The sequence below is a fragment of the Caenispirillum salinarum AK4 genome (genome assembly GCF_000315795.1).
GTDB classification, from domain to species: domain Bacteria; phylum Pseudomonadota; class Alphaproteobacteria; order Rhodospirillales; family Rhodospirillaceae; genus Caenispirillum; species Caenispirillum salinarum.
In genome coordinates this window covers 1-23149 of the sequence record NZ_ANHY01000012.1, presented here as the reverse complement: position 1 = coordinate 23149, position 23149 = coordinate 1, and the positions used below count along the sequence as shown (strand labels likewise).

The window sequence follows — 23149 nt, the reverse complement described above, 5'->3', positions numbered from 1 at the left end:
CTCTGCCCGACAAGGCTACAGGACCGGCGCCGCCGCCCCAACCGAGCTTCGGTGGTAGCGGAGGACCGGGCGGCCGCCTGTGATCCTCCGCCGCTTGTCCGGGCCCGCCGGAGCGGGACGACGGTTGCCGTCCGATCCCGCTCCGGCCCCGGCCGTCATCGCGCCTCCGCGACCTCGGCCGGACTGCCCTTGGCGTCGCCGGCCACCATCGTGCCCGAGGCCGCGCCGGTGTGGATGTAGGTCACGCGGCTATACCGGCCGTTTCCCTCGTGTCGGAAGCCGGGCGCCCAGATGCCGCGGCCCTCGACCTTCATCACCAGGGCGGGCGTGCGGTTGGCGTCGCGCTCGACGATGCGCTGGTAGGTGCCGTCCCCGCCGCCGCTGAAACCCGGCGCCCAGGTGTGCCGGCTCTCGATGCCCGTGGTGCGGGCGTCGGCCCCGGTTTCGGCCATGACGAACTTGATGTAGCGGTTGTCGTCGTCCTTCATGTAGCCCGGCTTCCAGGTCGTGCTGGTCAGGGTCTTCATGTGCTCGCCCGCGACGGCGGATGCGGAGGGGCCGGTCAGGGCGGCCGCACCGACGGCGATGGCGACGGCGGCGGCGAAGATGTTGCTGAAACGCTTGGTCATTTCCTGTCTCCTGCTGGATCATTTGTTTCATTTCCGGGATCTCGTGTCCCGGTGAGGAGACAGTAGCCGCGCGGATGGCCCGTCCTTGTGCGATTTGACACAGGCCGAACCGGCCAAGGCAGGAGCGGCGGCCATCGCCCTCTCGCGATGCCGGAGGCCAACCGCCTTGCCCGCTCTCGCTGCAAATGATAATGATTATTATATAAACGACCGCTGGTGAAGGACCGGCGGAGAAGCCCGCACTTGGGGACTGAGCCGCGGGGCGGACGGAGAAAGCACTCAGCCGCCGGGCTGCGACATACCCGAGTGCAGCGGGTGGTTGCAAATCACTTTGAGTTGCGTTAGCACATAAAAACCACACTTGAACCAGGGGAACACATCGGATGAAGACGCTTGCCACCGCTGGCGCCGCCGCGATTCTTCTCGCTGCCGCCTCCGCCGCGCCCGCCCAGGCCGCGCCGCCGGCCGCCGCCGACGTGGTCGCGACCTATGCCGACATGGCCCACGCCAAGTACGAGGACAGCCTGAAGGCCGCCCAGGACCTCGACGCCGCCATCGACGCCCTGGTCGAGTCGCCGTCCGAGGAGACGCTGGCCGCCGCGCGCAAGGCCTGGGTCTCGGCCCGCGAGCCGTACCAGCAGTCCGAGGTCTACCGTTTCGGCAACCCCATCGTCGACGCCTGGGAAGGCCGCGTGAACGCCTGGCCGCTGGACGAAGGGCTGATCGACTACGTCGCCGCCGCCTATGGCGATGAAAGCGCCGAGAACGCCGCCTATTCCGCCAACGTCATCGCCAATCCGACCCTGACGCTGAGCGGCGAGCAGATCGACGCCTCCGCCATCACCAAGACCCTGCTGTCGGACACCCTGCACGAGGCCGACGGCGTCGAGGCCAACGTCGCCACCGGCTACCACGCCGTCGAGTTCCTGCTGTGGGGCCAGGACCTGAACGGCACCGGCCCGGGTGCGGGTGCCCGCCCGGCCACCGACTTCGACCCGGCCAACTGCACCGGCGGCAACTGCGAGCGTCGCATCGCATACCTGACCACCGCGTCGGAGCTGCTGATTGACGACCTGAAGGAAATGGTCGCGGCCTGGGCGCCGGGCGGCGAGGCGCGTGCCGCCGTCGCCGACGACCCGACCAAGGGCCTCGCCATGATGGTCACCGGCATGGGCAGCCTGTCCTACGGCGAACTGGCCGGCGAGCGCATGAAGCTCGGCCTCATGCTCCACGACCCGGAGGAAGAGCACGATTGCTTCAGCGACAACACGCACTACTCCCACTACTTCAACGCCAAGGGTATCCAGAACGTCTACCACGGCCGCTACACCCGCATTGACGGCACCGTGGTGACCGGCCCGGCGCTGGCCGACCTGGTGGAAGCCAAGGACCCGGCGGTGCACAAGGACATGACCACCCGCCTGGCCGCCACCATGGACGCCATGGGCGTGCTGGTGGACACCGCCCAGGGCGGCGAGGCCTACGACCAGATGCTCGGTGCCGAGAACCCCGAGGGCAACGCCAAGATCCAGGCGGCCGTCGACGCGCTGACCGCGCAGACCCGCTCTATCGAGCAGGTGGTGGCCGCGGCCGGTCTGGGTGGTCTCGACTTCGAGGGCTCGGACAGTCTTGATGCGCCGGAGAAGGTTTTCGAGTAAAAGACCCTTCGGGGTTTGTGGACCCGAACAGGGCGGCGCGTACGCCGCCCTGTTTCCGGTTGAAGGGGTGAGACCATGAAGCGTTTCCTGACCATGCTGGCCGTCGGTGCCTTCGCGGCGGCACCACTGGCCGCCGCCACGGCGGACACGGCTGCCGACGACGGACGGGCGGGACTGGCGCCCACCACCGACTTCTCGGCGCCCGAACCGGGCGAGGACCGTCCCGGCGGCGACACCACGCACACCAAGCGGCTGGACCGCAATGCCTTCTCCCACAGCTCCGCCAACATGGCGTTTGAGCGGGAGATGAACTTCAAGGTCGGGAACGGCTTCTTCCGCCGCCTGTGGGTTTCCGCCCCCGCGTCGACCAAGGCGGCCGACGGTCTGGGGCCGCTCTACAACGCCAAGTCCTGCCAGCGCTGCCACCTGAAGGACGGCCGCGGCCATCCGCCGGCGGCCAACCACCCCGACGACGTGGCCGAGAGCATGTTCCTGCGCCTGTCCATCCCGCCGCAGGACGACGCCCAGCGCAAGCTTCTGGAAACGCATCAGGCCACCGTCATCCCCGACCCCGTCTACGGCGGGCAGTTGCAGGACCTTGCCATCCAGGGCCACGCGGCCGAGGGCCGCATGCACATCACCTACGAGGAAGAGACGGTCGAGCTGTCCGGCGGCGAGACCGCATCGCTGCGCCATCCCACCTACACCGTCACCGACCTGGGCTATGGCCCCATGCACCCCGACGTCATGATTTCGCCGCGCGTCGCGCCGCAGATGATCGGCCTCGGACTGCTGGAACAGGTGCCGGCCGAACAGATCCTGGCGCTCGCCGATCCCGACGACGCCGACGGCGACGGCATTTCCGGCAAGCCGCAGTGGGTGACGGACCCGGAAACCGGCGAGGTCGTGCTCGGCCGCTTCGGCTGGAAGGCCGGCAACCCCACCATCGACGCCCAGGCTCAGGGCGCCTTTGCCGGCGACATGGGCATCTCCACGCCCATGAAGCCCGCCGGCTCGGGCGAATGCACAAGTGCGCAGGAGCCCTGCATCGCCGCCATCCATGGCGGGGACGAGCAGTACGACGGGCTGGAAGCGCACCAGCAGGTCACCGATCTGGTGCTGTTCTACAGCCGCCACCTGGCCGTGCCCGCCCGCCGCGATGCCGACGACCCGCAGGTGCTGCGCGGCAAGGGCCTGTTCTACGGCATCGGCTGCGCAAGCTGTCACAACCCGAAATTCCGCACCGCCGCCGACGGCCCGGAGCCGGAACTGCGCGACCAGCTCATCTGGCCCTACACCGACATGCTGCTGCACGACATGGGCGAGGGCCTGGCCGACAACCGGCCCGAGGGCGAGGCATCGGGGCGCGAGTGGCGGACGGCGCCGCTGTGGGGCATCGGCCTGACGGAAACGGTCAGCGGCCACACCAACTTCCTGCACGACGGCCGCGCCCGCAACGTCACCGAGGCCGTCCTGTGGCACGGCGGCGAGGCCAAAGCCGCGCGCGAAGCCTTCCGCACCATGCCCAAGGAGGACCGCGACGCCCTGCTGCGGTTCGTCAATTCCCTGTGAGGCCGATCATGCTCCGCACGTTTGCTGCCGGCGTCGCCCTGCTGTGGGCGGCTCCGGCCCTCGCCGCCGCACCGGACTTTCCGACCGAAACGGTGCTGACCGACCACATCCAGCCGCGCCACGCGGCCCTGCACCAGTCGGCGGACCGCCTGCACGAGGCCGCCGCCACCCTGTGCGCCGGGCCGGCGACGGCGGACCTGGAGGCGGTGCGGGCGGCCTATCACGATGCCATGGACGCCTGGGCCGGCGTGCAGCACGTCACCTATGGCCCCATAGAGAATTTCAACCGCCGCTTCCGCCTTCAGTTCTGGCCCGACCCGCGCAACGTGGTGGAGCGCGAACTGGGGGCGCTGCTGCGCGAGCAGCCGACGGATATCCTGGCGGAGAACGGACTGACCTTTGCCAGCGTCGCCATCCAGGGCCTGCCCATGGTGGAGCGCCTGACATTCGGCGCAGAGGCGGATGCGCTGGCGGACGGTACCGACGACGGCGCCTACCGTTGCCGGCTGCTGGAGGCCGTGACCGCCAACGTGGCCGCCATCGCCGAGAACCTGGAGACCAACTGGCGCGAGACGGACGACCCGTGGCCCGCCGCCTTCCGCGACCCTGCCGCCGCCGACCTGGTGGCCGATGACGCGGACCTGGCAGGCATCGTGCTTACGGGCCTGACGACCCAGTTGCAGTCCATCCGCGACCAGCGCCTGCTGCCCGTCATGGGCGACTCCGCCGAGGACGCCGACCCGGCCAAGGCGGAATCCGGCCTGTCCGGCCGCTCGCTGCGCGGCATTGCCGCCAGCGTCGAGGCCATGGCGGACGGGTTCGACCTGATGTTCGCGCCCGCGCTCGCCAACGCCGAGCCGGAGTTGGCCGACCTCATGGGCCGTGCCTTCACCCAGACGCGGGCCACCGCGCAGGGCATCGACGGACCGCTGGGGGAGGCCGTCACCGATCCCGCGCGCCGGGCGGAAGTGGAGAAGCTGGCGACGCAGGTCCGCGCCCTGCAACAGCTTCTGGCCACCCGCGTCGCCTCGGCGCTCGGCCTGTCGCTCGGGTTCAACAGCCTGGACGGGGACTGACGCCATGCCGCTGAGCCGCCGCTCCCTGCTCACCGCCGGGGCCGTTGGAGCCGCCGGCATGATGACCGCCGCCCTGCCCTTGCGCCGCCTGTCCGCGGCTGAGGATCGTGGCCTCTACCTCAGCGCCAACACCGGGCGCGACGGCGGGCATCGGTTCTCCGCCTTCACGGCCGACGGCACGGTGGTCATGGACATTGCCGTGCCTGATCGCGCCCACGGCTGCACCCTGCATCCCGATGGCGACACGGTGGCGGTCTTCGCGCGCCGGCCCGGCCGGTTCGTGGTGATCGCGAGCGTGGCCGAGAACCGCGTGCTGCGCACCATCGACTCCGTCCCGGGCCGCCATTTCTACGGCCACGGCACCTTCAGCGCCGACGGCGGCCTGCTGTACGTCACCGAGAACGCCTATGACGAGGAGGCCGCCGGCATCATCGGCGTCTACGACGCGACCGACGGTTTCCGCCGCATCGGGGAAATGAACAGCGGCGGCATCGGCCCGCACGACATGCGCCTTATGCCCGACGGCCGGACGCTCGTCGTCGCCAACGGCGGCATCCGCACACACCCGGACATGGCCCGGGTCAAGCTGAACCTGGACACCATGGACCCCTCGCTCACCTACCTGGACGCCAGTGACGGCCGGGTGCTGGAGCAGGCGCGCCAGCCCGAGGCGCTGAATTTGAACAGCATGCGCCATCTCGCCGTGACGCCGCAGGGCCGCGTGCTCTGCGTCCAGCAGTGGCAGGGCCCGGCCGACCGCACGCCGCCGCTGGTCGCCATGCACGAGCGCGGGGCGGACCTGAGCCTTCTCGCCGCTCCCGATGCCGTCCAGGGCCGGATGCGGAACTACTGCGGCAGTGCCACGGTCGACCCGTCGGGCTCGATCGCCGCCGTCTCGGCTCCGCGCGGCGGGCTGGTGACGTTCTGGGACCTGGAGGCCAAGGGCTTCCTGGGCTCGACGGACGTTGCCGACGGCTGCGGCGTCGCGCCCGCGCCCAAGGGAGCCGGCTTCGTCATCACCAGCGGCGCCGGCGGCGCCTGGCGCTGGGAGAGCGGCGGCGCCGCTGCCCTGCCCGCCATGCCCGACGACCGCCGATGGGACAACCACCTGACACTGCGCGGCTGACGGCGCTGGACCGGGTCCCGCGCCCTATTGCGCATCGTCGGCGGCAGTGGAGCGCACGCGCGTCACGGTGGCGACGGGGCTGTCGGTGCGGGCGCCGTCCTCATAACCGTAGCTGTGACCGCCCATGATGAGCAGCCCCCCATCCGGATGGCGCGAGACGATCGGAAACCCCTTTTCCTCCGCCAGATAGCGTCCCGTGTTCGCCCAGGCGTCGGGAGACGACAGGTCGAGCGCATAGATGGTGTTGCGGTACCGGCCGTTGGGCGTCATGCCGCCGAACAGATGGAGCGTGCCGCCGTACACGCCGGCCCCAGGCGCGAAGGTGGGGAATGGCAGCGGCGCAAGGTCGCTCCATGCGCCGGTGGCGGGATTGAAGGCGCTGGCGCGGTCCACCCAATCGAAGTGCGACCGCCCCTGCGTGATGCCTCCCAGCACGATGATCCGACCGTCGTCGACGACGCCGGTGAAAGCCCGCCGCAACGGGTCGGGCAGCCTGTGCTCGGAGACGGACGCCGTTTCGGACTTCAGGTCGAACACGTCGATCTCGGCGTGGAAGTCACCCTCCTTGTCCCCTGGTGATTGGGGCGTGCTGTCCCAGCCGCCGATCAGGAACACCGTGTCTCCCACGGCCGCGGCCACGTTCGAGGACCGGGGCCGCGGCAGGCGCGCGTCCAGAACCTCCCACCGGTCGGCGGCGATGTCGTAGCGTTCGATGATGTCGAGCGACCGCCAGCCGGGATCATGCTCGGCCGAGTAGGCGAACCCGCCGAAGGCGTAGAGATAGCCGTCGTGCGCCACCATCTCGAACCCGTGCCGAGGCACGCTCATGGAAGCCCCCTGGCGCCACGTTCCGGTCTTCGGGTCGTAGATGTCCAGGCGATCGAGAAAGGATTCCGGCGGGTAGCGGTGCTCGGCGCCCTGGTGACCGCCGGCGACGTAGACCTTGCCCTTGTGGGTGGCGGCTCCGAAGGAGGACCGCGCAGGCTCCGGCAGTTCCGCGACCTGCTCCATCACCAGGTCCGTCGCGCCGCTGAAGGCGGGAATGTACTCGGCCACCTGCGGCTCGGCGACGAAAGGCGTCGGCTGCGCGGCCTTTTCCCTGTCGAACACCTGTTCCGCCGCAATGCGGTAGAGGTCGAGTTCCGGCGCATCGCCATCCGCAATGCGGGTGTAGGTGATGCTGCCGTCGGGAGCGAAGACGGGCGTGAATTCCTTCTCCGGCGTGTCGGTCACGCGCCACCGCTCATCGGTCCACAGGTCGATGACGTGGACGTCCCACTGACCTGTTTCGGTCGACGCGAAGGCCACGGTGCGGTCGTCCCACGACAGCGACGGAACCATGGCGTGGCCGCCCGCCTCCGTCAGCCGCCTGGTGGAGCCGTCGCGGCGGTCGTACAGGACCAGTTCCTTGGCCGTTTCATGGCTCCTGGTGTCGTGCGTGCGGTGATAGACGACGAAGCCCCCGTTGGCCGCCAGGGCCGGGAAGAAGGCGTCGGCCTCGCCCGGCAGGGTCTCCACCGCCGGCTCGTAATAGCGCCAAGTCCGCCCGTCGCGGACCTCGGTGCGCGCCGGGCCGGCGGCGCGGGCGGCGTGCAGGTCGATCAGGCTGATGGCCTGCCGCGGCGCGCCACCGTCCGTTCCCTCGGCGCCGACAGGACCGCTGTAGGCCAGCCACCGGCCGTCGCCCGAGAACTCCGCGTGGATGTACTGATCGCCCGACGGCGTCCAGACCTCCACGTCGCCCGTCTCCAGGTCCTGAACATGGATCGCCACGTCCACCCGCTCGCGCGTGATGGTGCCGATGGAATAGGCGACGTGACGCCCGTCGGCGCTGATCTCGGGGTGGTAGGCCTGTTGATCCGCCGGGGTGAGAAGACGGACCAGCGTTCCGTCATCCTTGGCGAGGGCGACACGGCGGCTGTCGCCCTCCTGGTGCAGATAGACCATCTCGGCCGCGGCCGGGCCCGATGCGGCAACAAGTCCCGAAACGAGGGCGGCGACAAGAGGAGCACCCTGCATGACCTTCTCCCCTGCACGCTGGTCGCAGTTGAGACCCAACGGTCGAACCACCAGGTCCGTTCAGGGAGCGTCCCGAGCCGGCGGTTCAGCGCACTTTGTCGGGATGTGCTGCGCGTGGCGCATGACAGCACCATGAAACTCGGGGACCGCGGTCTATATCACTGTTTCTTCTCATTTTTCGTCGGCGGGTTCGGGTTAGTGTGGGATCGATACCGCTTCATGGCCGTTCCCTGGTGTAGTAAACCTTTAGTCCGAGAACGCCGCCCCGGAACGGCCGTTGGAAAGCTACCGGGAAGGCTGCGCCGCACGGCCGGAGCAGGTCGCGGCCCCTCTTTGCGCAAGGACCGATCATGAATACCGCAGCGATGTCCCTCCGTTCCGACACCGAACAACGTGCGACCGCCGAGGACCCGTGGCGCGGCTTCACGCCGGGAACTTGGCAGCGCGAGATCAACCTGCGCGATTTCATCCTCGGCAACGTCACGCCGTACGAGGGCGAGGCCGGCTTCCTGGCGGGGGCGACGGAGCGCACCGCCGCCCTGTGGGACAAGGTGTCCGACCTTCTCCGGCAGGAGCGCGCCGCCAAGGGCCATGTGCTGGATGCCGACACCGAAATGGTGTCGTCCATCACCGCGCACCCGGCCGCCTACGTCGACCGCGACCTGGAGGTGATCGTCGGCCTTCAGACCGACAAGCCGCTCAAGCGGGCGATCATGCCGTTCGGCGGCTGGCGCATGGTCAAGACCGGGCTGGAGGCCTACGGCTTCACGCCGTCGCCGCGCCTGAAGGAGGTGTTTCCCGGCCTGCGCAAGACCCACAACGACGGCGTCTTCGACGTCTACACCGACGAGGTCCTGCGCTGCCGCAAGTCGGGCCTGATCACCGGCCTGCCCGACGCCTACGGCCGCGGCCGCATCATCGGCGACTACCGCCGCCTGACCCTCTACGGTGCCGACCGCCTGATCGCCGACAAGCGCGACCAGATGGGATCGCTGGACGTGACCGTCCTGGACGAAGCCGTCCTGCGCCTGCGCGAGGAGATCGCCGAGCAGATCCGGGCGCTTGAGGAGCTGAAGGAGCTGGGCGCCATCTACGGCTTCGACCTGTCCCGCCCCGCCGCCACGGCGCGGGAAGCGGTGCAGTGGACCTACCTCGCCTACCTGGCGTCCATCAAGGAGGCAAACGGCGCGGCCATGTCGCTGGGCCGTGTCTCCAGCTTCCTGGACATCTACATCCAGCGCGACATGGCCGAGGGCACCCTGACCGAGGCCGAGGCGCAGGAACTGATCGACCAGTTCGTCATCAAGCTGCGCATGGTGCGCTTCCTGCGCACGCCCGAGTACGACGAACTGTTTTCCGGCGACCCCACCTGGGTGACCGAATGCCTGGGCGGCATGGCGCTCGACGGCCGCCCGCTGGTCACGCGGTCCAGCTTCCGCATGTTGCAGACCCTCCACAACCTGGGGCCTGCGCCCGAGCCCAACCTGACGGTCCTGTGGTCGGAGCGCCTGCCGCAGGGCTTCAAGGACTTCTGTGCCGAGACCTCCATCAAGTCCAGTTCCGTGCAGTACGAGAACGACGACCTGATGCGGCCCTACTGGGGCGACGACTACGGCATCGCCTGCTGCGTCTCGGCCATGCGCATCGGCAAGCAGATGCAGTTCTTCGGCGCCCGCGCCAACCTGGCCAAGGCGCTGCTGTACGCCATCAACGACGGCCGCGACGAGGTGTCGGGCGACCAGGTGGCGCCGGCCTTCGCGCCCATCACCGACGACGTTCTGGACTACGACGCCGTGGTGGAGAGACTGCTGCCCATGATGGAGTGGCTGGCGCGCGTCTACATGAACGCGCTGAACGCCATTCACTTCATGCATGACAAGTACATGTACGAACGGCTGGAGATGGCCCTGCACGACCGCGACGTCCTGCGCACCATGGCCTGCGGCATCGCCGGCCTGTCGGTGGTCGCCGACAGCCTGTCGGCCATCCGGCACGCCCGCGTGACGGTGGTGCGCGACGACCGCGGCCTTGCCACCGACTTCCGGGTGGAGGGCGACTATCCCGCCTTCGGCAACAACGACGCCCGCGTCGACGACATCGCCGTGTGGCTGGTGGAGACCTTCATGGGCGTCCTGCGCAAGCAGAAGGCCTATCGCGATGCCGTGCCGACGCAATCGGTGCTGACCATCACGTCCAACGTGGTCTACGGCAAGAAGACCGGCTCCACCCCCGACGGCCGCAAGGCGGGCGAGCCCTTCGCGCCCGGTGCCAATCCCATGCACGGGCGCGACCACAAGGGCGCGCTGGCCTCCATGGCGAGCGTCGCCAAGCTGCCCTACGAACACGCCCAGGACGGCATTTCCTACACCTTCACCATCGTGCCCTCGGCCCTGGGCGCGACGGAGGAGGAGCGCATCGCCAACCTGACGGGCATGCTCGACGGCTACGTCGGCGCCGGCGGCCACCACATCAACGTCAACGTCTTCGACAAGGAGACCCTGCTGCACGCCATGGACCACCCGGAACTGTACCCGCAACTGACCATCCGGGTTTCGGGCTATGCCGTGAACTTCGTGAAGCTGACGCGGGAGCAGCAGCTTGACGTCATCAACCGGACCTTCCATGCCAAACACTAGCGGTCAGGGCAAGCCCGTTCCCTCCGTCGTCGGCTGGGTTCACTCGACCGAAACCGGCGGCACGGTGGACGGGCCGGGCCTGCGCTACGTCCTGTTCCTGTCGGGCTGCCCGCTGCGCTGCCGCTACTGCCACAACCCCGACAGTTGGCACATGCACGACGGCCACCGCGAGACGTCCGACGCCGTCGTCGCCGAGATCGCGTCGTATGCGCCGTTCCTCAAGCGGGCCCACGGCGGCGTGACCTTGAGCGGCGGCGAGCCGCTGGTGCAGCCGGCGTTTTGCCGCGCCGTGCTGCACGGCGCCAAGGCGCTCGGCCTGCACACGGCGCTCGACACCTCGGGGTTCCTCGGCAGCCACGCCGACGACGCCCTGCTGGCGGAGACGGACCTCGTGCTGCTGGACATCAAGGCCTTCTCGGAAGAGACCTATCAGAGCCTGACGGGCGCGCCCCTGCGTCCGACCCTGGAATTCGCCGAGCGCCTGGCCGCCATGGGCAAGCCCATCTGGCTGCGCTACGTGCTGGTGCCCGGCCTGACGGACATCACGGCAGAAATCGAGGGACTGGCCGAGTTCGCCGCCGGCCTCGGTACCGTGGAGCGGGTGGACGTGCTGCCCTACCACGACATGGGCGCCTACAAGTGGGCGCAGTTGAGCATGGCCTATCCGCTGGCCGATACGCAGCCGCCCACCCCCGAGGAGGCGGAGCGGGTGCGCGAGATCTTTCGCGCGCAAGGGCTGACGACGCATTGATTGGCACATGCGTCCATTAGATGCCCGTAATTTTCGAAATACAGATCATCCGCAACGCTCGCACGCCCTGCCCTGTTGATGGGCAGGGAGGGTTGTTGTCATGTCTACTGAAACGGAAACGGCGACCAAGAGCCAGGACCGACGCCGCGAGATCTTTGCCTTCATCTTCCTTGCCATCCTGATCTGGCCCGTCATCGCCGTCGGTGTCGTCTCCGGCACCGGCTTCGTCATCTGGATGTACCAATCCATCACCGGTCCGCCGGGCCCGCCGGACTATCCGGTATAGGAGGCCGGCGCCATGTCCGGATCCCCCAGTCTTGGGCGCCGCCGCCTGCTTGGCCTGAGGAAACCCGACACACCGCCGCCCCTGCGCCCGCCATGGGCGCGGGAGGACGACATCGCCGACCGCTGCACGCGCTGCGGCGACTGCCTGACGGCATGCCCGGAAGGCATTCTCAAGGTCGGTACGGGCGGTTTCCCCGAAGTGGATTTCCGCAACGGCAGCGGCGAGTGCACCTTCTGTGGTGATTGCGCCACGGCCTGCTCGAAGGGCGTTTTCGCCGCGCCCGACCCCGATTCCGCCGCTACGCCTCCGTTCGCGGCGCTGGTCTCCATCGGCGCAAGCTGCCTGGCCGAGGCCGGCGTCATGTGCCAGAGCTGCGGCGACGCCTGCCCGGAACGCGCCATCCGCTTCGCCCTGGTGCGCGGCGGCGCCCCCCGACCCAGCCTCGACCTCGACGCCTGCACCGCCTGCGGGGCCTGCGTCTCCGTCTGTCCGGCGGACGCCATCGCCATCCATCCACTGGAAGGAGCCCCGGCATGAAGGACTGCGTCCACATCTCCAGCGCCATCATTCACGCCCAGCCCCACACCGCCGACGCCGTATGCGAGCGCATCACGCGCACCATGCCGGGCGTGGAAATCCCGGTGGCCGAGGGCGGCAAGCTGGTGGCGACCCTGGAGACAGAGACCGAGCACGCCATCGTCGAGCGCCTGGACGCCATCGCGCTGATGGACGGTGTCATGTCGGTGTCGCTCATCTACCACCACTTCGAACCGCTGGACGCCCTGGAGCGGGACGTCGCCGGCGGCACCACCGAACCAGAACAGCAGCCCAGCGAGGGAGGAACCGCGCCATGACCGGGTTTTCGCGGCGTGACTACCTGAAGGCCAAGGCCGCAGCCGCGGCGGCGGCCGTCGCCAACGTGTCGTTTCCAGCCAGCGCGCAGCCCCTGGTCTCGCGCGAGGAACTGGAGGTCAAGTGGAACAAGGCACCCTGCCGCTTCTGCGGCACCGGCTGCGGCGTCATGGTGGGCGTCAAGGACGGCCGCGTCGTCGCCACCCATGGCGACACCAAGGCCGAGGTCAACCGCGGCCTCAACTGCGTGAAGGGCTACTTCCTGTCCAAGATCATGTACGGCCGCGACCGGCTGGAACAGCCCATGCTGCGGATGCGTGACGGCGAATACGCCAAGGACGGAGAGTTCACGCCCGTCTCCTGGGACCGCGCCTTTGACGAAATGGCGCGCCAGTGGAAAAAGACGCTGGAGGAAAAGGGCCCCACCGCCATCGGCATGTTCGGCTCCGGCCAGTGGACGGTGTGGGAAGGCTATGCGGCGTCGAAGCTGATGCGCGCGGGCTTCCGCTCCAACAACCTGGACCCCAATGCGCGGCACTGCATGGCGTCGGCGGCGGTGACCTTCATCCGCGCGTTCGGCATCGACGAGCCCATGGGCTGCTACGACGACTTCGAGCACGCCGACACCTTCGTGCTCTGGGGCGCCAACATGGCGGAAATGCACCCCATCCTGTGGACCCGCCTGACGGACCGCCGCCTGAGCAAGCCGGATTCCGAAATCCTGGTGATGTCCACCTTCCACCAGCGCAGCACGGACCTGTCGGACGACGCCATCATCTTCCGTCCCGGCACGGACCTGGCGATCGCCAACTACATCGCCAACCACATCATCCAGTCGGGCAACGTGAACGAGGAATGGATGCAGAAGCACTGCACCTTCCGCCGTGGCAACACCGACATCGGCTACGGTCTGCGGCCCGAACACCCGCTGCAGATGAAGGCCGCCATGGCGCGGCAGGCCGCCGGGTCCGAGGAAATCGACTTCGAGACCTACAAGCAGTTCGTCTCGGACTACACGCTGGAAACCACCGCCGAGCTGACCGGCGTGCGCGAGGCCCAGCTCAAGCGCCTGGCCGAGGCCTACGCCGACCCCGACCGCAAGGTCATGTCGCTGTGGACCATGGGCATGAACCAGCACGTGCGCGGCGTGTGGATCAACCACCTCGTCTACAACCTGCACCTGCTGACCGGCAAGATCAGCCAGCCCGGCAACGGCCCCTTCTCGCTGACCGGCCAGCCGTCGGCCTGCGGCACCGCGCGCGAGGTGGGCACCTTCGCCCACCGCCTGCCCGCCGACATGGTGGTCACCGACGACGTCCACCGCGCCACGGCGGAAAAGATCTGGCGGATTCCCGAGGGCCTGCTCAACCCCGAGCCCGGCTACCACGCCGTCCTCCAGGACCGCAAGCTGAAGGACGGCGAGCTGAACTGCTACTGGGTCAGCACCAACAATAACCTTCAGGCCGCGCCCAACAACGCCAACGAAACCTGGATGGGCTACCGCAATCCCGACAACTTCATCGTGGTCTCGGACGCCTACCCCACCGTCACCACCCAGGGTGCGGACCTGATCCTGCCGGCGGCCATGTGGGTGGAGAAGGAAGGCGCCTACGGCAACGCCGAGCGCCGCACCCAGTTCTGGCACCAGCTGGTCGACGCCCCCGGCGAGGCCAAGTCCGACCTCTGGCAGTTCGCCGAGTTCTCCAAGCGCTTCACCACCGATGAAGTGTGGCCCGAGGACATCCTGGCCGCGAACCCCGAGTACCGCGGCAAGACGCTGTTCGAGGTGCTGTTCGCCAACGACACCGTGGCCGGCTACTCCAACGACGAGATCGAGGAGGGCTTCGGCAATCACGAGGCCGAGGACTTCGGCTTCTACATCCAGAAGGGCCTTTTCGAGGAATACCGCGTCTTCGGCCTGGGCAAGGCGCACGACCTGGCGCCGTTCGACGTCTACCACGACACCCGCGGCCTGCGCTGGCCGGTGGTCGACGCCGACGAGACCCGCTGGCGCTTCAACGCCGCCTACGACCCCTACGTCCCCGACGGCGAGGACTACTATTTCTACGGCAACAAGGACGGCAAGGCCCGCGTCTTCGCCCTGCCCTACGAGCCGCCGGCCGAGCCGCCGGATGACGAATACGACATGTGGCTGGTCACAGGCCGCGTGCTGGAGCACTGGCACTCTGGCTCCATGACCATGCGGGTGCCCGAGCTCTACAAGGCGGTGCCGCAGGCGCTGGTCTACATGCACCCCGACGATGCCCGCGGACGGGGCCTGCGCCGCGGGTCCGAGGTGCAGGTGGAAAGCCGGCGCGGCGCCATCCGCGCGCGGGTGGAGACGCGCGGCCGCAACCGCCCGCCCGAAGGCCTGATCTTCGTGCCATGGTTCGACGCCCGCGTGCTGATCAACAAGGTCACGCTGGATGCCACCGATCCCATTTCCAAGCAGACGGACTTCAAGAAGTGCGCCGTCCGCGTCGTCACGGTCTGAGGAAGGAGCCGCGCCATGTGGACCCGCAAGACCATCCTGTCGGCCGCCCTGGCGCTGGTCGCCGCCGGCGCCGCTTCGGCCGCGCTGGCCCAGAGCGGGCTGGAGGACGGGCTGGAGCCGACCCATCCGCTGACCGGGCCGAACCCTCTGCCGCAGGTCACGCCGGCCGATCCCATGCCGCCGGAGGTCGTCGACGAGCAGCGCGTGCGGCGCGGCTATCCCGAACAGCCCCCGGTCATCCCGCATCGCATCCGCGACTACCAGATCGACCTGAACACCAACAAATGCCTGACCTGTCATGCGCGGGAGTTCGCGCCGCGCGTCCAGGCGCCCATGATCTCGGTCACCCACTTCATGGACCGTGACCAGCAGATGCTGGCCGGTGTCGCGCCCCGGCGCTACACCTGCCGCCAGTGCCATGTGCCGCAGACCAAGGCGGTGCCGCCGATCCCCAACACCTTCATGGAGATCGGCACCCTTGCCATCGACGAGGCCCAGGGGGGCGGCGACTGATGGCGTGGCGCGACCGCTTGAAAACCCTGTGGCGGACCATCCGGCGCCCGCCCCGCACGCTCAGCCTGGGCACGCTGACGCTGGGGGGCTTCGTCGCCGGCGTGGTGTTCTGGGGCGGCTTCAACACCGCGCTGGAAGCCACCAACACAATGACCTTCTGCACCAGCTGCCACTCCATGGAGAACTACGTCTACGCCGAGCTTCAGGGCACCATTCACGACACCAACCGCTCTGGCGTGCGCGCCGGCTGTCCGGACTGCCACGTTCCACACGAATGGACCGACAAGATCGCGCGCAAGATGAAGGCCTCAAAGGAGGTCTGGGGCTGGGTCTTCGGCACCATCGACGAGCCCGAGGAGTTCGCCGCCCACCGCAAGGAAATGGCCCAGCGCGAGTGGAAGCGGCTGAAGGCCAACAACAGCCTGGAATGCCGCAACTGCCACAGCGAAGTCGCCATGGACATCACGCGCCAGTCGCCCCGCGCGGCGCGCGTCCACGAGGAATGGCTGTTTGCCGGCAAGGCGACATGTATCGACTGCCACAAGGGCATCGCCCACAAGCTGCCCGACATGAGCGGCGTTCCGCCGGGATGGACCGATCCCGACCTGCCCTCGCCGGGCCGCCCGCAGGGGCCGGAAGAACGCCTGGAGCATTAGGAGATCGCCATGAAGATCGCCCTCACCGCCTCTGCCGCCGCGCTTGCGGCCGCACTGTCCGCCACCGCCGCGCCGCCCGGCGCCCTGGCGCAAAGCCAGGGCCAGACGCAGTGGAGCGCCGGCGAGCGCACTGCTGCGCAGCGGACGGAAACCTACTCCACCGCCGATATCCAGCGCGCCCTGTCGGCGGCCGGCTACAACCCCGGCCCCATCGACGGCATCATGGGCCGCGGCACCCGGTCGGCCATCCAGGCCTTCCAGCGCGACAACAACCTGTCGGTCACGGGCAGCCCCAACACCGCGCTCTACCGCGCGCTGGAGCGCCAGGGATACCTGACCGCCCGCATGGCCTCGCCGCCCGCCATCGACGACGAGGTCGCCCGCGTGCGCGAAATCGAACGGGGCCTGGCCCGCGCCGGCTATGACCCGGGCACCATCGACGGCCGCATGGACTGGGAAACCCGCAGCGCCATCCGCGCCCTGCAGCGCGATGCCGGCCTGCGGGCCACCGGCGAAATGGATACGCGCACCCTGACCGCCCTGCGTGACCGCGCCGGCCGCCTCGCCGACGAGCCGCGGACCACCGCCGGGGACACGGTCAATCCGGCGCTGGTCGAGGACGTGCAATTGGCGCTCAAGCGGCGCGGCTATGAAAACCTGTCGATCACGGGCGAACTGGACGCCCGCACGCGCGCCGCCATCCGCGACGTCCAGCGCGAGATGAACCTGCCGCCCACCGGCCAGCCCTCGGCGGAACTGCTGGTGCTGATCGAGGACCCCCCGGTGGACGAGCCGGCGCCCAGCCGCACGCCCGACAATGTGGTGGAGCAGATCGAGATCGCGCTCACCAACAAGGGCTACACGGTCGGCCCCATCAACGAGCGGGTGGAGCCGGAGACGGCGGACGCCATCCGCACCTACCAGGAGCAGCGCGGCCTGCCGGTGGACGGCCAGCCGACCGAGGAGCTTCTGGCCGACCTGCGGCAGTCGGACATCCAGGCCCCGGAGGCCGGGCCCCAGCAGGCCGAGGACCCGACGCAGCAGCTGTTCCGCCTGCTGGGCGAGCGGGCCCTGCGCGAAATCCAGGAGCGCTGATCGAACCGCCGTCGATGTGCCGCGCCGGGTGTCACACCATCCGGCGCAGCACGTCGTCGCGGTCGATGAAGTGATGCTTGAGCGCCGCCAGCGTATGCAGGGCGACCAGCGCCGCGGCCCCATAGACAGTGTAAAAGTGCACTTCGGTCGCGAGGTCGCGCAGGGTGTCCGAAACCTCGATCACCGCCGGGACGGAGAACAGGCCGAAGACCGGCACGGGGTCGCCCGCCTCGGTAGAGATCAGGTAGCCGCTGACGGGCATCACCACCATCAGCGCCACCAGCACAAGATGCACCGTGCGCGAGGCGATCATGTCGAAGCGGGTCAGGGACAATGGCGGGCGCGGCCGCCGGTCCGCCAGCATCCAGCCCAGCCGCGCCACGACCAGCGCCAGCACGATGAGCCCCAGACTCCGGTGCCACGACAGGCTGTCGTGGTAGAGGGGGTCGTAGTAGGTCAGCCCCACCATGTACCAGCCGAGCCCGATCAGGCCGATGATCAGGACGGCGATGATCCAGTGGAACAGCTTGGCGACGAGGCCGTAGCGGTCCTCGGAATTGCGCAGCCGCATGACGGTCTCCCGGCGCGTGGAAACGAAGGCCGGGGCGGCGCCCTGTGAGGGGCGCGCCGCCCCGCTTCGGCGGTTACTGCCGCACGCCCTCGATCATCAGGGTCATGTCGACGGTCTCGGCGGCCGGGCCAAGATCGTAGGAGATGCCGAAGTCGTTGCGGTCGAGCGTCGTGGTGCCGATGAAGCCGGCGCGATAGCCGCCCCACGGGTCCTCGCCCTCGCCCACCTTCTCGACCTGGATCTCGATCGGCTTGGTGACGCCGTGCAGGGTCAGGTCGCCGGTCATGACGCCGCCGGTCTCATCGCCGGTGAAGCCGGTGCTGACGAAGCGCGCTTCGGGGTATTCCTCCACGTTGAGGAAGTCCTCGCTGCGCAGGTGCTTGTCGCGCTCGGCGTGGTTGGTGTCGACGCTCTCCGTCGGGATCACGACGGTGATGGCCTGGGCGCCTTCGCCCTCTTCCGGCGCATAGGTGAAGGTGCCGGAAACGTCGTTGAACCGGCCGTCCATGATGCTGAAGCCGAGATGCGGGATCTTGAACTCGACGAACGAGTGCGCCGGGTCGATCTCGTATTCGGCGGCCTGGGCCAGGCCGGCGGTCATGGCAAGGGCGAGGCCGGCACCGGCCAGGGCGGAAACGCTGGAACGCAGCATAAGGGTCATCCTCCGGAAATGGATCATGACTCCAGGCTATGCGTTCTCCTGCCTGCGGGAAACAGGGCAAATGGCAACCGACTGTTTCCGCACAGGAAACGAAAAACGCCAATGGCCGCCTCAGCGCCGGCCGAGCAGAACGCCGACCAGCGGGCTGAGGGCGAAGAGTCCGACCGCCGCCGCCACCACCGACGGTCCCGCCGGCGTGTCCCAGTTGGCGCTGCCGACCAGCCCCAGCACGACGGCCGCCGCGCCCAGCCCGGCGGCGATGGCGGCCATGGCTTCCGGCGAGGCGGCGAAGCGACGGGCCGTGGCGGCGGGAATGATGAGCATGGCGGTGATCAGCAGCACGCCGATGATCTTCATGGCGACCGCCACCACCACGGCGATCACCAGCATGAAGGCGACCTGGACGGCCGTCACCGGCACGCCCTCGGCCTGGGCGACCTCGGGCGAGACGGTGGCGGCCAGCAGCGGGCGCCACAGCCACAAGAGCACCGCCAGCGCCGCCAGTCCGCCGCCCCAGATCCAGGCCAGGTCGGCAGGCATCACCGCCAGGATGTCGCCGAACAGATAGGCCATGAGGTCGACCCGCACCGTCTCCATGCTCGCCAGCAGGATGACGCCCAGCGCCAGGGTACCATGGCTGAAGATGCCCAGAAGCGTGTCCGAGGCATGCCGGCCGCGCCGTCCCAGGATGGTCAGGAACGCCACCAGCACCGCGCCGACGGCCATGATGCCGATCACCGGGTCGGCGCCCAGCAGCAATCCCAGCCCGACGCCCGTCAGCGCCGAATGCGCCACCGTGTCGCCGAAGTACGCCATGCGCCGCCACACCACGAAACAGCCCAGCGGCCCCGCCACCAGCGCGACGCCCAGGCCGGCGGCCAGTGCGCGCAGGATGAAGTCCTCCAGCAGGATCATGGCATCCGCTCCCCGGCCGGGACGTGCGGAACATGGCCGTGGGTCGGATCGTTGCAGGCGGCCGGGTCGTGGGGCGGCACCGGGTTGCCGTGCAGGTCGTGGTCGTGGTCATGGTGGTGGCGGTAGATCGCCACCTCCGCCGCCAGGTCGCCGAACAGCCGGCGGTATTCCGGATTGCCCGCCACCGCCCGCGGCTCACCGTGGCAGCAGACGTGGCGCTGCAGGCAGATCACCCGGTCGGTGGCGGCCATCACCACGTGCAGGTCGTGGCTGATCATGAGCACCGCGCAATCGTGGCGCTCCCGCACCCGGCGGATCAACTCGTAGATCTCCGCCTGGCCGGACTGGTCGACGCCCTGGGTCGGCTCGTCCAGCACCAGAAGGTCGGGGTCGCGCAGCAGCGCGCGCGCCAGCAGCACCCGCTGCGTCTCGCCGCCGGACAGTTCCGCCATGCTCTTGCCCATCAGGTGCGCCGCCCCGGTCTCGGCCAGCGCCTCTTCCACCTGTGCGCGGGAGGCGCGGCGCGTGAGCGTCATCAGGCGCTTGACCGACAGCGGCAGCACCGGGTCCAGGTGCAGCTTCTGCGGCACATAGCCGAGCGTAAGCCCCGGCCGGCGCTCGACCGAGCCGGCATCGGCCGAAAGCAGTCCGATCAGCACGCGCACCAGCGTCGTCTTGCCGGCGCCGTTGGGGCCGACCAGCGTGACGATCTCGCCAGGGTTCACACGGATGTCCACGCCGTCGAGGATGGTCTGGCCGTCGCGGGCGAACACCAGGCCGCGCGCGGCGATGAGGGGCTCTGTCATGCGGAAGCGGCGTCCGGGTCAGAGGTTTCGTCTGGGCGGCACCGGGGGCACAGGCCGCCGACCTCCACCACCGCGTCGAGCAGCGTGAAGCCGGCCGCCTCGGCCGCCGCGTCAAGATTGCGCGCCAGCCCGCCCCCGTCCAGTTCCGCCACGGCACGGCAGTCCCGGCAGATGAGAAACTGCGGCCGATGGGCGGCGTCGGGCCAGGCGCAGCCGATAAAGGCGTTCACGCTGGCAAGCCGGTGGGCCAGGCCTTGATCCACCAGGAAGTCCAACGCGCGGTAGACGGCCGGCGGTGCCGGACGCTTGCCGCCATCGTCGGTGTCCGCCAGGCGGTCGAGCAGGTCATAGGCTCCGACGGCGCGATGACCCTCGGCCAGCAGCAGCTCCAGCACCCGCTTGCGCAGGGGCGTGAGCCGGGCGCCGGCCTCGGCGCAGCGCGCTTCCGCCGCATCGAGCCCGCGGGTGACGCAGGCGGCGTGGTCATGGTCGGGGCCCGGAAAGGGACCGGCAGTGCGAAGGCGTGAGGACATGGCAAAAAGTTTCTGGACAGGATGACGCTGGATCGCAATGTTATATTGTATCAATCACCGTCGCAACGCCCGTTTCAGGAGCTTCGTTCATGATCCGCCGCCTCGCCCTTGCCGCTGGAACCGCCGCCGCCATGGCCGCCGCCGCGCCCGCCCTGGCCGCACCGCCCGACGTGGTGGCCACCGTGCGGCCGCTGCATTCCCTGGCGGCGGCGGTGATGCAGGGCGTGGGGGAGCCGACGCTCCTGCTGCCGCCGGGCGCGAGTCCCCACGACTATTCCTTGAAGCCCTCCGACGCCCGCGCGCTGGGCGAGGCGGACGTCGTGTTCTGGATCGGCCAGCCTCTGGAAAGCTTCCTTTCGAAGTCGGTCGACACGCTGGCGGAGGACGCCCGCGTGGTGGCGCTGGCGAGCGCCCCGGACCTGACCCTGCTGCACACCCGCGAGGGCGGCGTGTGGGAGGCGCACGATCACGGCCATGGGCACGACGACCATGGGCACGACGACCATGGGCACGACGACCATGGGCACGATGAGCACGCTCATGACGATCACGGGCACGACGACCACGGGCACGAAGACCACGCTCACGACGACCACGCCCACGACGATCACGGGCACGACGACCAAGGGCACACCCACGGTCATGCCGAAGCTGACGCCGGTGCCGGTCTGATCCCGGCCATGGCGGCACTTGATGCCGACGCCGCCGAACTGCCCGGCCATACCGACAGCCACATCTGGCTCGACCCGCGCAACGCCGCCGCCATGGGCCGCGCCATGGCGTCCGTCCTGGCCGAGGTCGACCCCGCCAACGCCGCCACCTACCGCGCCAACGCCGACGCCCTGGCTGCCGACATGGAGGCCCTGGAGGCCGACCTGCGCGACCGCCTGGCGCCGGTTTCGGATGTGCCGTACATCGTCTTCCACGATGCCTACCACTACCTGGAGCACCGGTTCGGCCTGTCGCCCGTGGGCTCCATCACCGTCGAACCCGGCCGCCCCATCGGCGCCCGTCGCCTTGCCGAGCTGCGCGACACCGTGCAGGACCGCAACGCCGCCTGCGTCTTCGCTGAACCCCAGTTCGAGCCGCGCCTGATCGCCACGGTCACCGAGGATACCGACGCCCGCACCGGCGTGCTGGACCCGCTGGGCAGCGATCTTGCGCCCGGCGCTGACCTTTACGCCGCCCTCTTGCGCGACATGGCGGACGCTTTGGTCGGCTGCCTCTCCGCCGAGTGAGCCCTCGCGGCTACGCCGGATGGGTGCACCGTGCATCCAATGCCCGTGCTAGCGTGTTTCTCCCATAGAAGAAAAACAATGGGAGGCACGGATGAACACGGACCTGCTGCTGTGGCGCGCCATGGCGACGCACACCCGCCCGGCCCACCTGCGTCACGGTGCCCGCCGCCGCGCACGGCGCCTTGGCCTCGGGCGGATTCTGCACCACCTGGCCCACCTGCTGGCGCCCAAGCCCGTGGCGGGACCCGCCGCGCACGGTTGAGCCGCGCCCCCGCCCCCGCTATAAGGGCGCCGAACTCATGAAGAGGGAGGCGCCCGCGTGGCGGAGGACATCGTCTGGCGCAACGCGCGCACGCCGGCCTCGGCGCGGTTCGGCGACGTGTATTTCTCCGCAGAGGACGGCGCGGCGGAAAGCCGTCACGTCTTCCTGGACGGCGTCGGCGCACCCGACCTGTGGCGGGGCCGCGCCCTGACCACCATCGGCGAGACCGGCTTCGGCACCGGCCTCAACTTCCTGCTGACCTGGAAGCTCTGGCGCGAGACGGCGCCCGCCTCCGCGCGCCTTCATTACCTGTCGGTGGAAGGCTACCCGCTCCCGGCCGAGGCCCTGGCCCGCGCGCTGGCCGCCTTTCCCGAACTGGCGGAGGAGGCCCCCGCGCTGGTCGCCGCCTGGCCCATCCTGCATCCCGGCCACCATCCGCTGGTGCTGGACGGCGGACGGGTGACCCTGCACCTGCTGCTCGGCCCCGTTGAAGACATGCTGGCCGGCGCCTCCGCCCGGGTGGATGCGTGGTATCTGGACGGCTTCGCGCCCAGCCGCAATCCCGAAATGTGGACGGCCCGCGTCTTCCACCACATCGCCCGCCTGTCGGCACCGGGCGCGCGGGTGGCGACCTTCACCGCCGCCGGGCAGGTCCGCCGCGACCTGACCGCCGCCGGCTTCCGCCTGGAGAAGCGCCGCGGCTTCGGCCACAAGCGCGAAAGCCTCGCCGGCTGCTTGGCGCCCGCCGCCGCGCCGCCCGCCGATCCCGCGCCCTGGTTCCGCCGCGCCGCCCCGGCGCC

Annotated in this window: 23 protein-coding genes; 16 read left to right on the top strand and 7 right to left on the bottom strand. The window is 69.4% G+C overall.

What is annotated here, in order from left to right; genetic code table 11:
• Positions 1-155 precede the first annotated feature (155 nt).
• Entirely contained in the window at positions 156-629 is a 474-nt protein-coding gene (locus tag C882_RS12435) for a hypothetical protein (protein ID WP_009540964.1), read from the bottom strand.
• Between the two features lie 383 nt (positions 630-1012).
• On the opposite strand from C882_RS12435, the gene C882_RS12430 reads away from it, so the two are divergent.
• The 4 genes from C882_RS12430 (at position 1013) to C882_RS12415 (ending at position 6061) form a co-directional block, all read left to right on the top strand.
• The gene (locus tag C882_RS12430; protein WP_009540963.1) at positions 1013-2287 is read left to right on the top strand and encodes an imelysin family protein; all 1275 of its coding nucleotides are present in this window, start codon (positions 1013-1015) and stop codon (positions 2285-2287) included.
• A gap of 75 nt (positions 2288-2362) precedes the next feature.
• Entirely contained in the window at positions 2363-3859 is a 1497-nt protein-coding gene (locus C882_RS12425; protein WP_009540962.1) for a di-heme oxidoreductase family protein, read from the top strand.
• Positions 3860-3867: 8 nt separating this feature from the next.
• Entirely contained in the window at positions 3868-4935 is a 1068-nt protein-coding gene (locus C882_RS12420) for an imelysin family protein (protein ID WP_009540961.1), read from the top strand.
• Between the two features lie 4 nt (positions 4936-4939).
• Complete coding sequence (locus tag C882_RS12415; RefSeq protein ID WP_009540960.1) at positions 4940-6061, top strand: DUF1513 domain-containing protein; 1122 nt, start codon at positions 4940-4942, stop codon at positions 6059-6061.
• 24 nt (positions 6062-6085) lie between these two features.
• Here the strand turns inward: C882_RS12415 and C882_RS12410 are convergent, their stop codons facing one another.
• Entirely contained in the window at positions 6086-8080 is a 1995-nt protein-coding gene (locus C882_RS12410) for a Kelch repeat-containing protein (protein WP_009540959.1), read from the bottom strand.
• A gap of 365 nt (positions 8081-8445) precedes the next feature.
• On the opposite strand from C882_RS12410, the gene pflB reads away from it, so the two are divergent.
• The 9 genes from pflB (at position 8446) to C882_RS12365 (ending at position 17363) form a co-directional block, all read left to right on the top strand.
• Positions 8446-10716: a formate C-acetyltransferase gene (pflB, locus tag C882_RS12405; RefSeq protein WP_009540957.1), complete on the top strand. Its 2271-nt coding sequence runs from the start codon at positions 8446-8448 to the stop codon at positions 10714-10716.
• Complete coding sequence (gene pflA / locus C882_RS12400) at positions 10703-11467, top strand: pyruvate formate-lyase-activating protein (protein WP_009540956.1); 765 nt, start codon at positions 10703-10705, stop codon at positions 11465-11467. The genes pflB and pflA overlap by 14 nt, the downstream gene beginning before the upstream one ends.
• Positions 11468-11567: 100 nt before the next feature.
• Positions 11568-11753 (top strand): periplasmic nitrate reductase, NapE protein, encoded by a 186-nt coding sequence (locus tag C882_RS12395; RefSeq protein WP_009540955.1) that lies wholly within the window; start codon positions 11568-11570, stop codon positions 11751-11753.
• Between the two features lie 12 nt (positions 11754-11765).
• Positions 11766-12290 (top strand): ferredoxin-type protein NapF, encoded by a 525-nt coding sequence (locus tag C882_RS12390; protein WP_009540954.1) that lies wholly within the window; start codon positions 11766-11768, stop codon positions 12288-12290.
• Positions 12287-12607, top strand: a complete 321-nt coding sequence (locus C882_RS12385) for a chaperone NapD (RefSeq protein ID WP_009540953.1) — start codon at positions 12287-12289, stop codon at positions 12605-12607. Before C882_RS12390 ends, C882_RS12385 begins: the two co-directional genes overlap by 4 nt.
• Positions 12604-15099, top strand: a complete 2496-nt coding sequence (gene napA / locus C882_RS12380) for a nitrate reductase catalytic subunit NapA (protein WP_009540952.1) — start codon at positions 12604-12606, stop codon at positions 15097-15099. The genes C882_RS12385 and napA overlap by 4 nt, the downstream gene beginning before the upstream one ends.
• A 15-nt stretch (positions 15100-15114) precedes the next feature.
• Positions 15115-15612, top strand: a complete 498-nt coding sequence (locus tag C882_RS12375; RefSeq protein ID WP_009540951.1) for a nitrate reductase cytochrome c-type subunit — start codon at positions 15115-15117, stop codon at positions 15610-15612.
• The gene (locus tag C882_RS12370) at positions 15612-16268 is read left to right on the top strand and encodes a NapC/NirT family cytochrome c (protein ID WP_009540950.1); all 657 of its coding nucleotides are present in this window, start codon (positions 15612-15614) and stop codon (positions 16266-16268) included. The genes C882_RS12375 and C882_RS12370 overlap by 1 nt, the downstream gene beginning before the upstream one ends.
• A 9-nt stretch (positions 16269-16277) precedes the next feature.
• Entirely contained in the window at positions 16278-17363 is a 1086-nt protein-coding gene (locus C882_RS12365) for a peptidoglycan-binding domain-containing protein (RefSeq protein ID WP_009540949.1), read from the top strand.
• Between the two features lie 31 nt (positions 17364-17394).
• Here the strand turns inward: C882_RS12365 and C882_RS12360 are convergent, their stop codons facing one another.
• The 5 genes from C882_RS12360 to C882_RS12340 form a co-directional block, all read right to left on the bottom strand.
• A complete protein-coding gene (locus tag C882_RS12360) occupies positions 17395-17934 on the bottom strand; it encodes a cytochrome b (protein WP_009540948.1) in 540 nt (179 codons plus the stop codon).
• 73 nt (positions 17935-18007) lie between these two features.
• On the bottom strand, positions 18008-18586 hold the full coding sequence (locus C882_RS12355) for a YceI family protein (protein WP_009540947.1): 579 nt from the start codon (positions 18584-18586) through the stop codon (positions 18008-18010).
• Between the two features lie 120 nt (positions 18587-18706).
• On the bottom strand, positions 18707-19510 hold the full coding sequence (locus C882_RS12350) for a metal ABC transporter permease (RefSeq protein ID WP_009540946.1): 804 nt from the start codon (positions 19508-19510) through the stop codon (positions 18707-18709).
• Positions 19507-20316: an ATP-binding cassette domain-containing protein gene (locus tag C882_RS12345; protein WP_009540945.1), complete on the bottom strand. Its 810-nt coding sequence runs from the start codon at positions 20314-20316 to the stop codon at positions 19507-19509. Before C882_RS12345 ends, C882_RS12350 begins: the two co-directional genes overlap by 4 nt.
• Positions 20313-20849 (bottom strand): Fur family transcriptional regulator, encoded by a 537-nt coding sequence (locus C882_RS12340; RefSeq protein WP_009540944.1) that lies wholly within the window; start codon positions 20847-20849, stop codon positions 20313-20315. Before C882_RS12340 ends, C882_RS12345 begins: the two co-directional genes overlap by 4 nt.
• A gap of 89 nt (positions 20850-20938) precedes the next feature.
• Between C882_RS12340 and C882_RS12335 the strand changes: the two genes are divergently transcribed.
• The 3 genes from C882_RS12335 to mnmD form a co-directional block, all read left to right on the top strand.
• Positions 20939-22087 carry a zinc ABC transporter substrate-binding protein gene (locus C882_RS12335; protein WP_009540943.1) on the top strand — a complete coding sequence of 383 codons (1149 nt, stop codon included), beginning with the start codon at positions 20939-20941 and terminating at the stop codon, positions 22085-22087.
• Between the two features lie 91 nt (positions 22088-22178).
• On the top strand, positions 22179-22349 hold the full coding sequence (locus tag C882_RS25025; protein ID WP_009540942.1) for a hypothetical protein: 171 nt from the start codon (positions 22179-22181) through the stop codon (positions 22347-22349).
• A gap of 57 nt (positions 22350-22406) precedes the next feature.
• On the top strand, positions 22407-23149 hold a 743-nt coding region (gene mnmD / locus C882_RS12330; protein ID WP_152415322.1), incomplete at its 3' end, for a tRNA (5-methylaminomethyl-2-thiouridine)(34)-methyltransferase MnmD.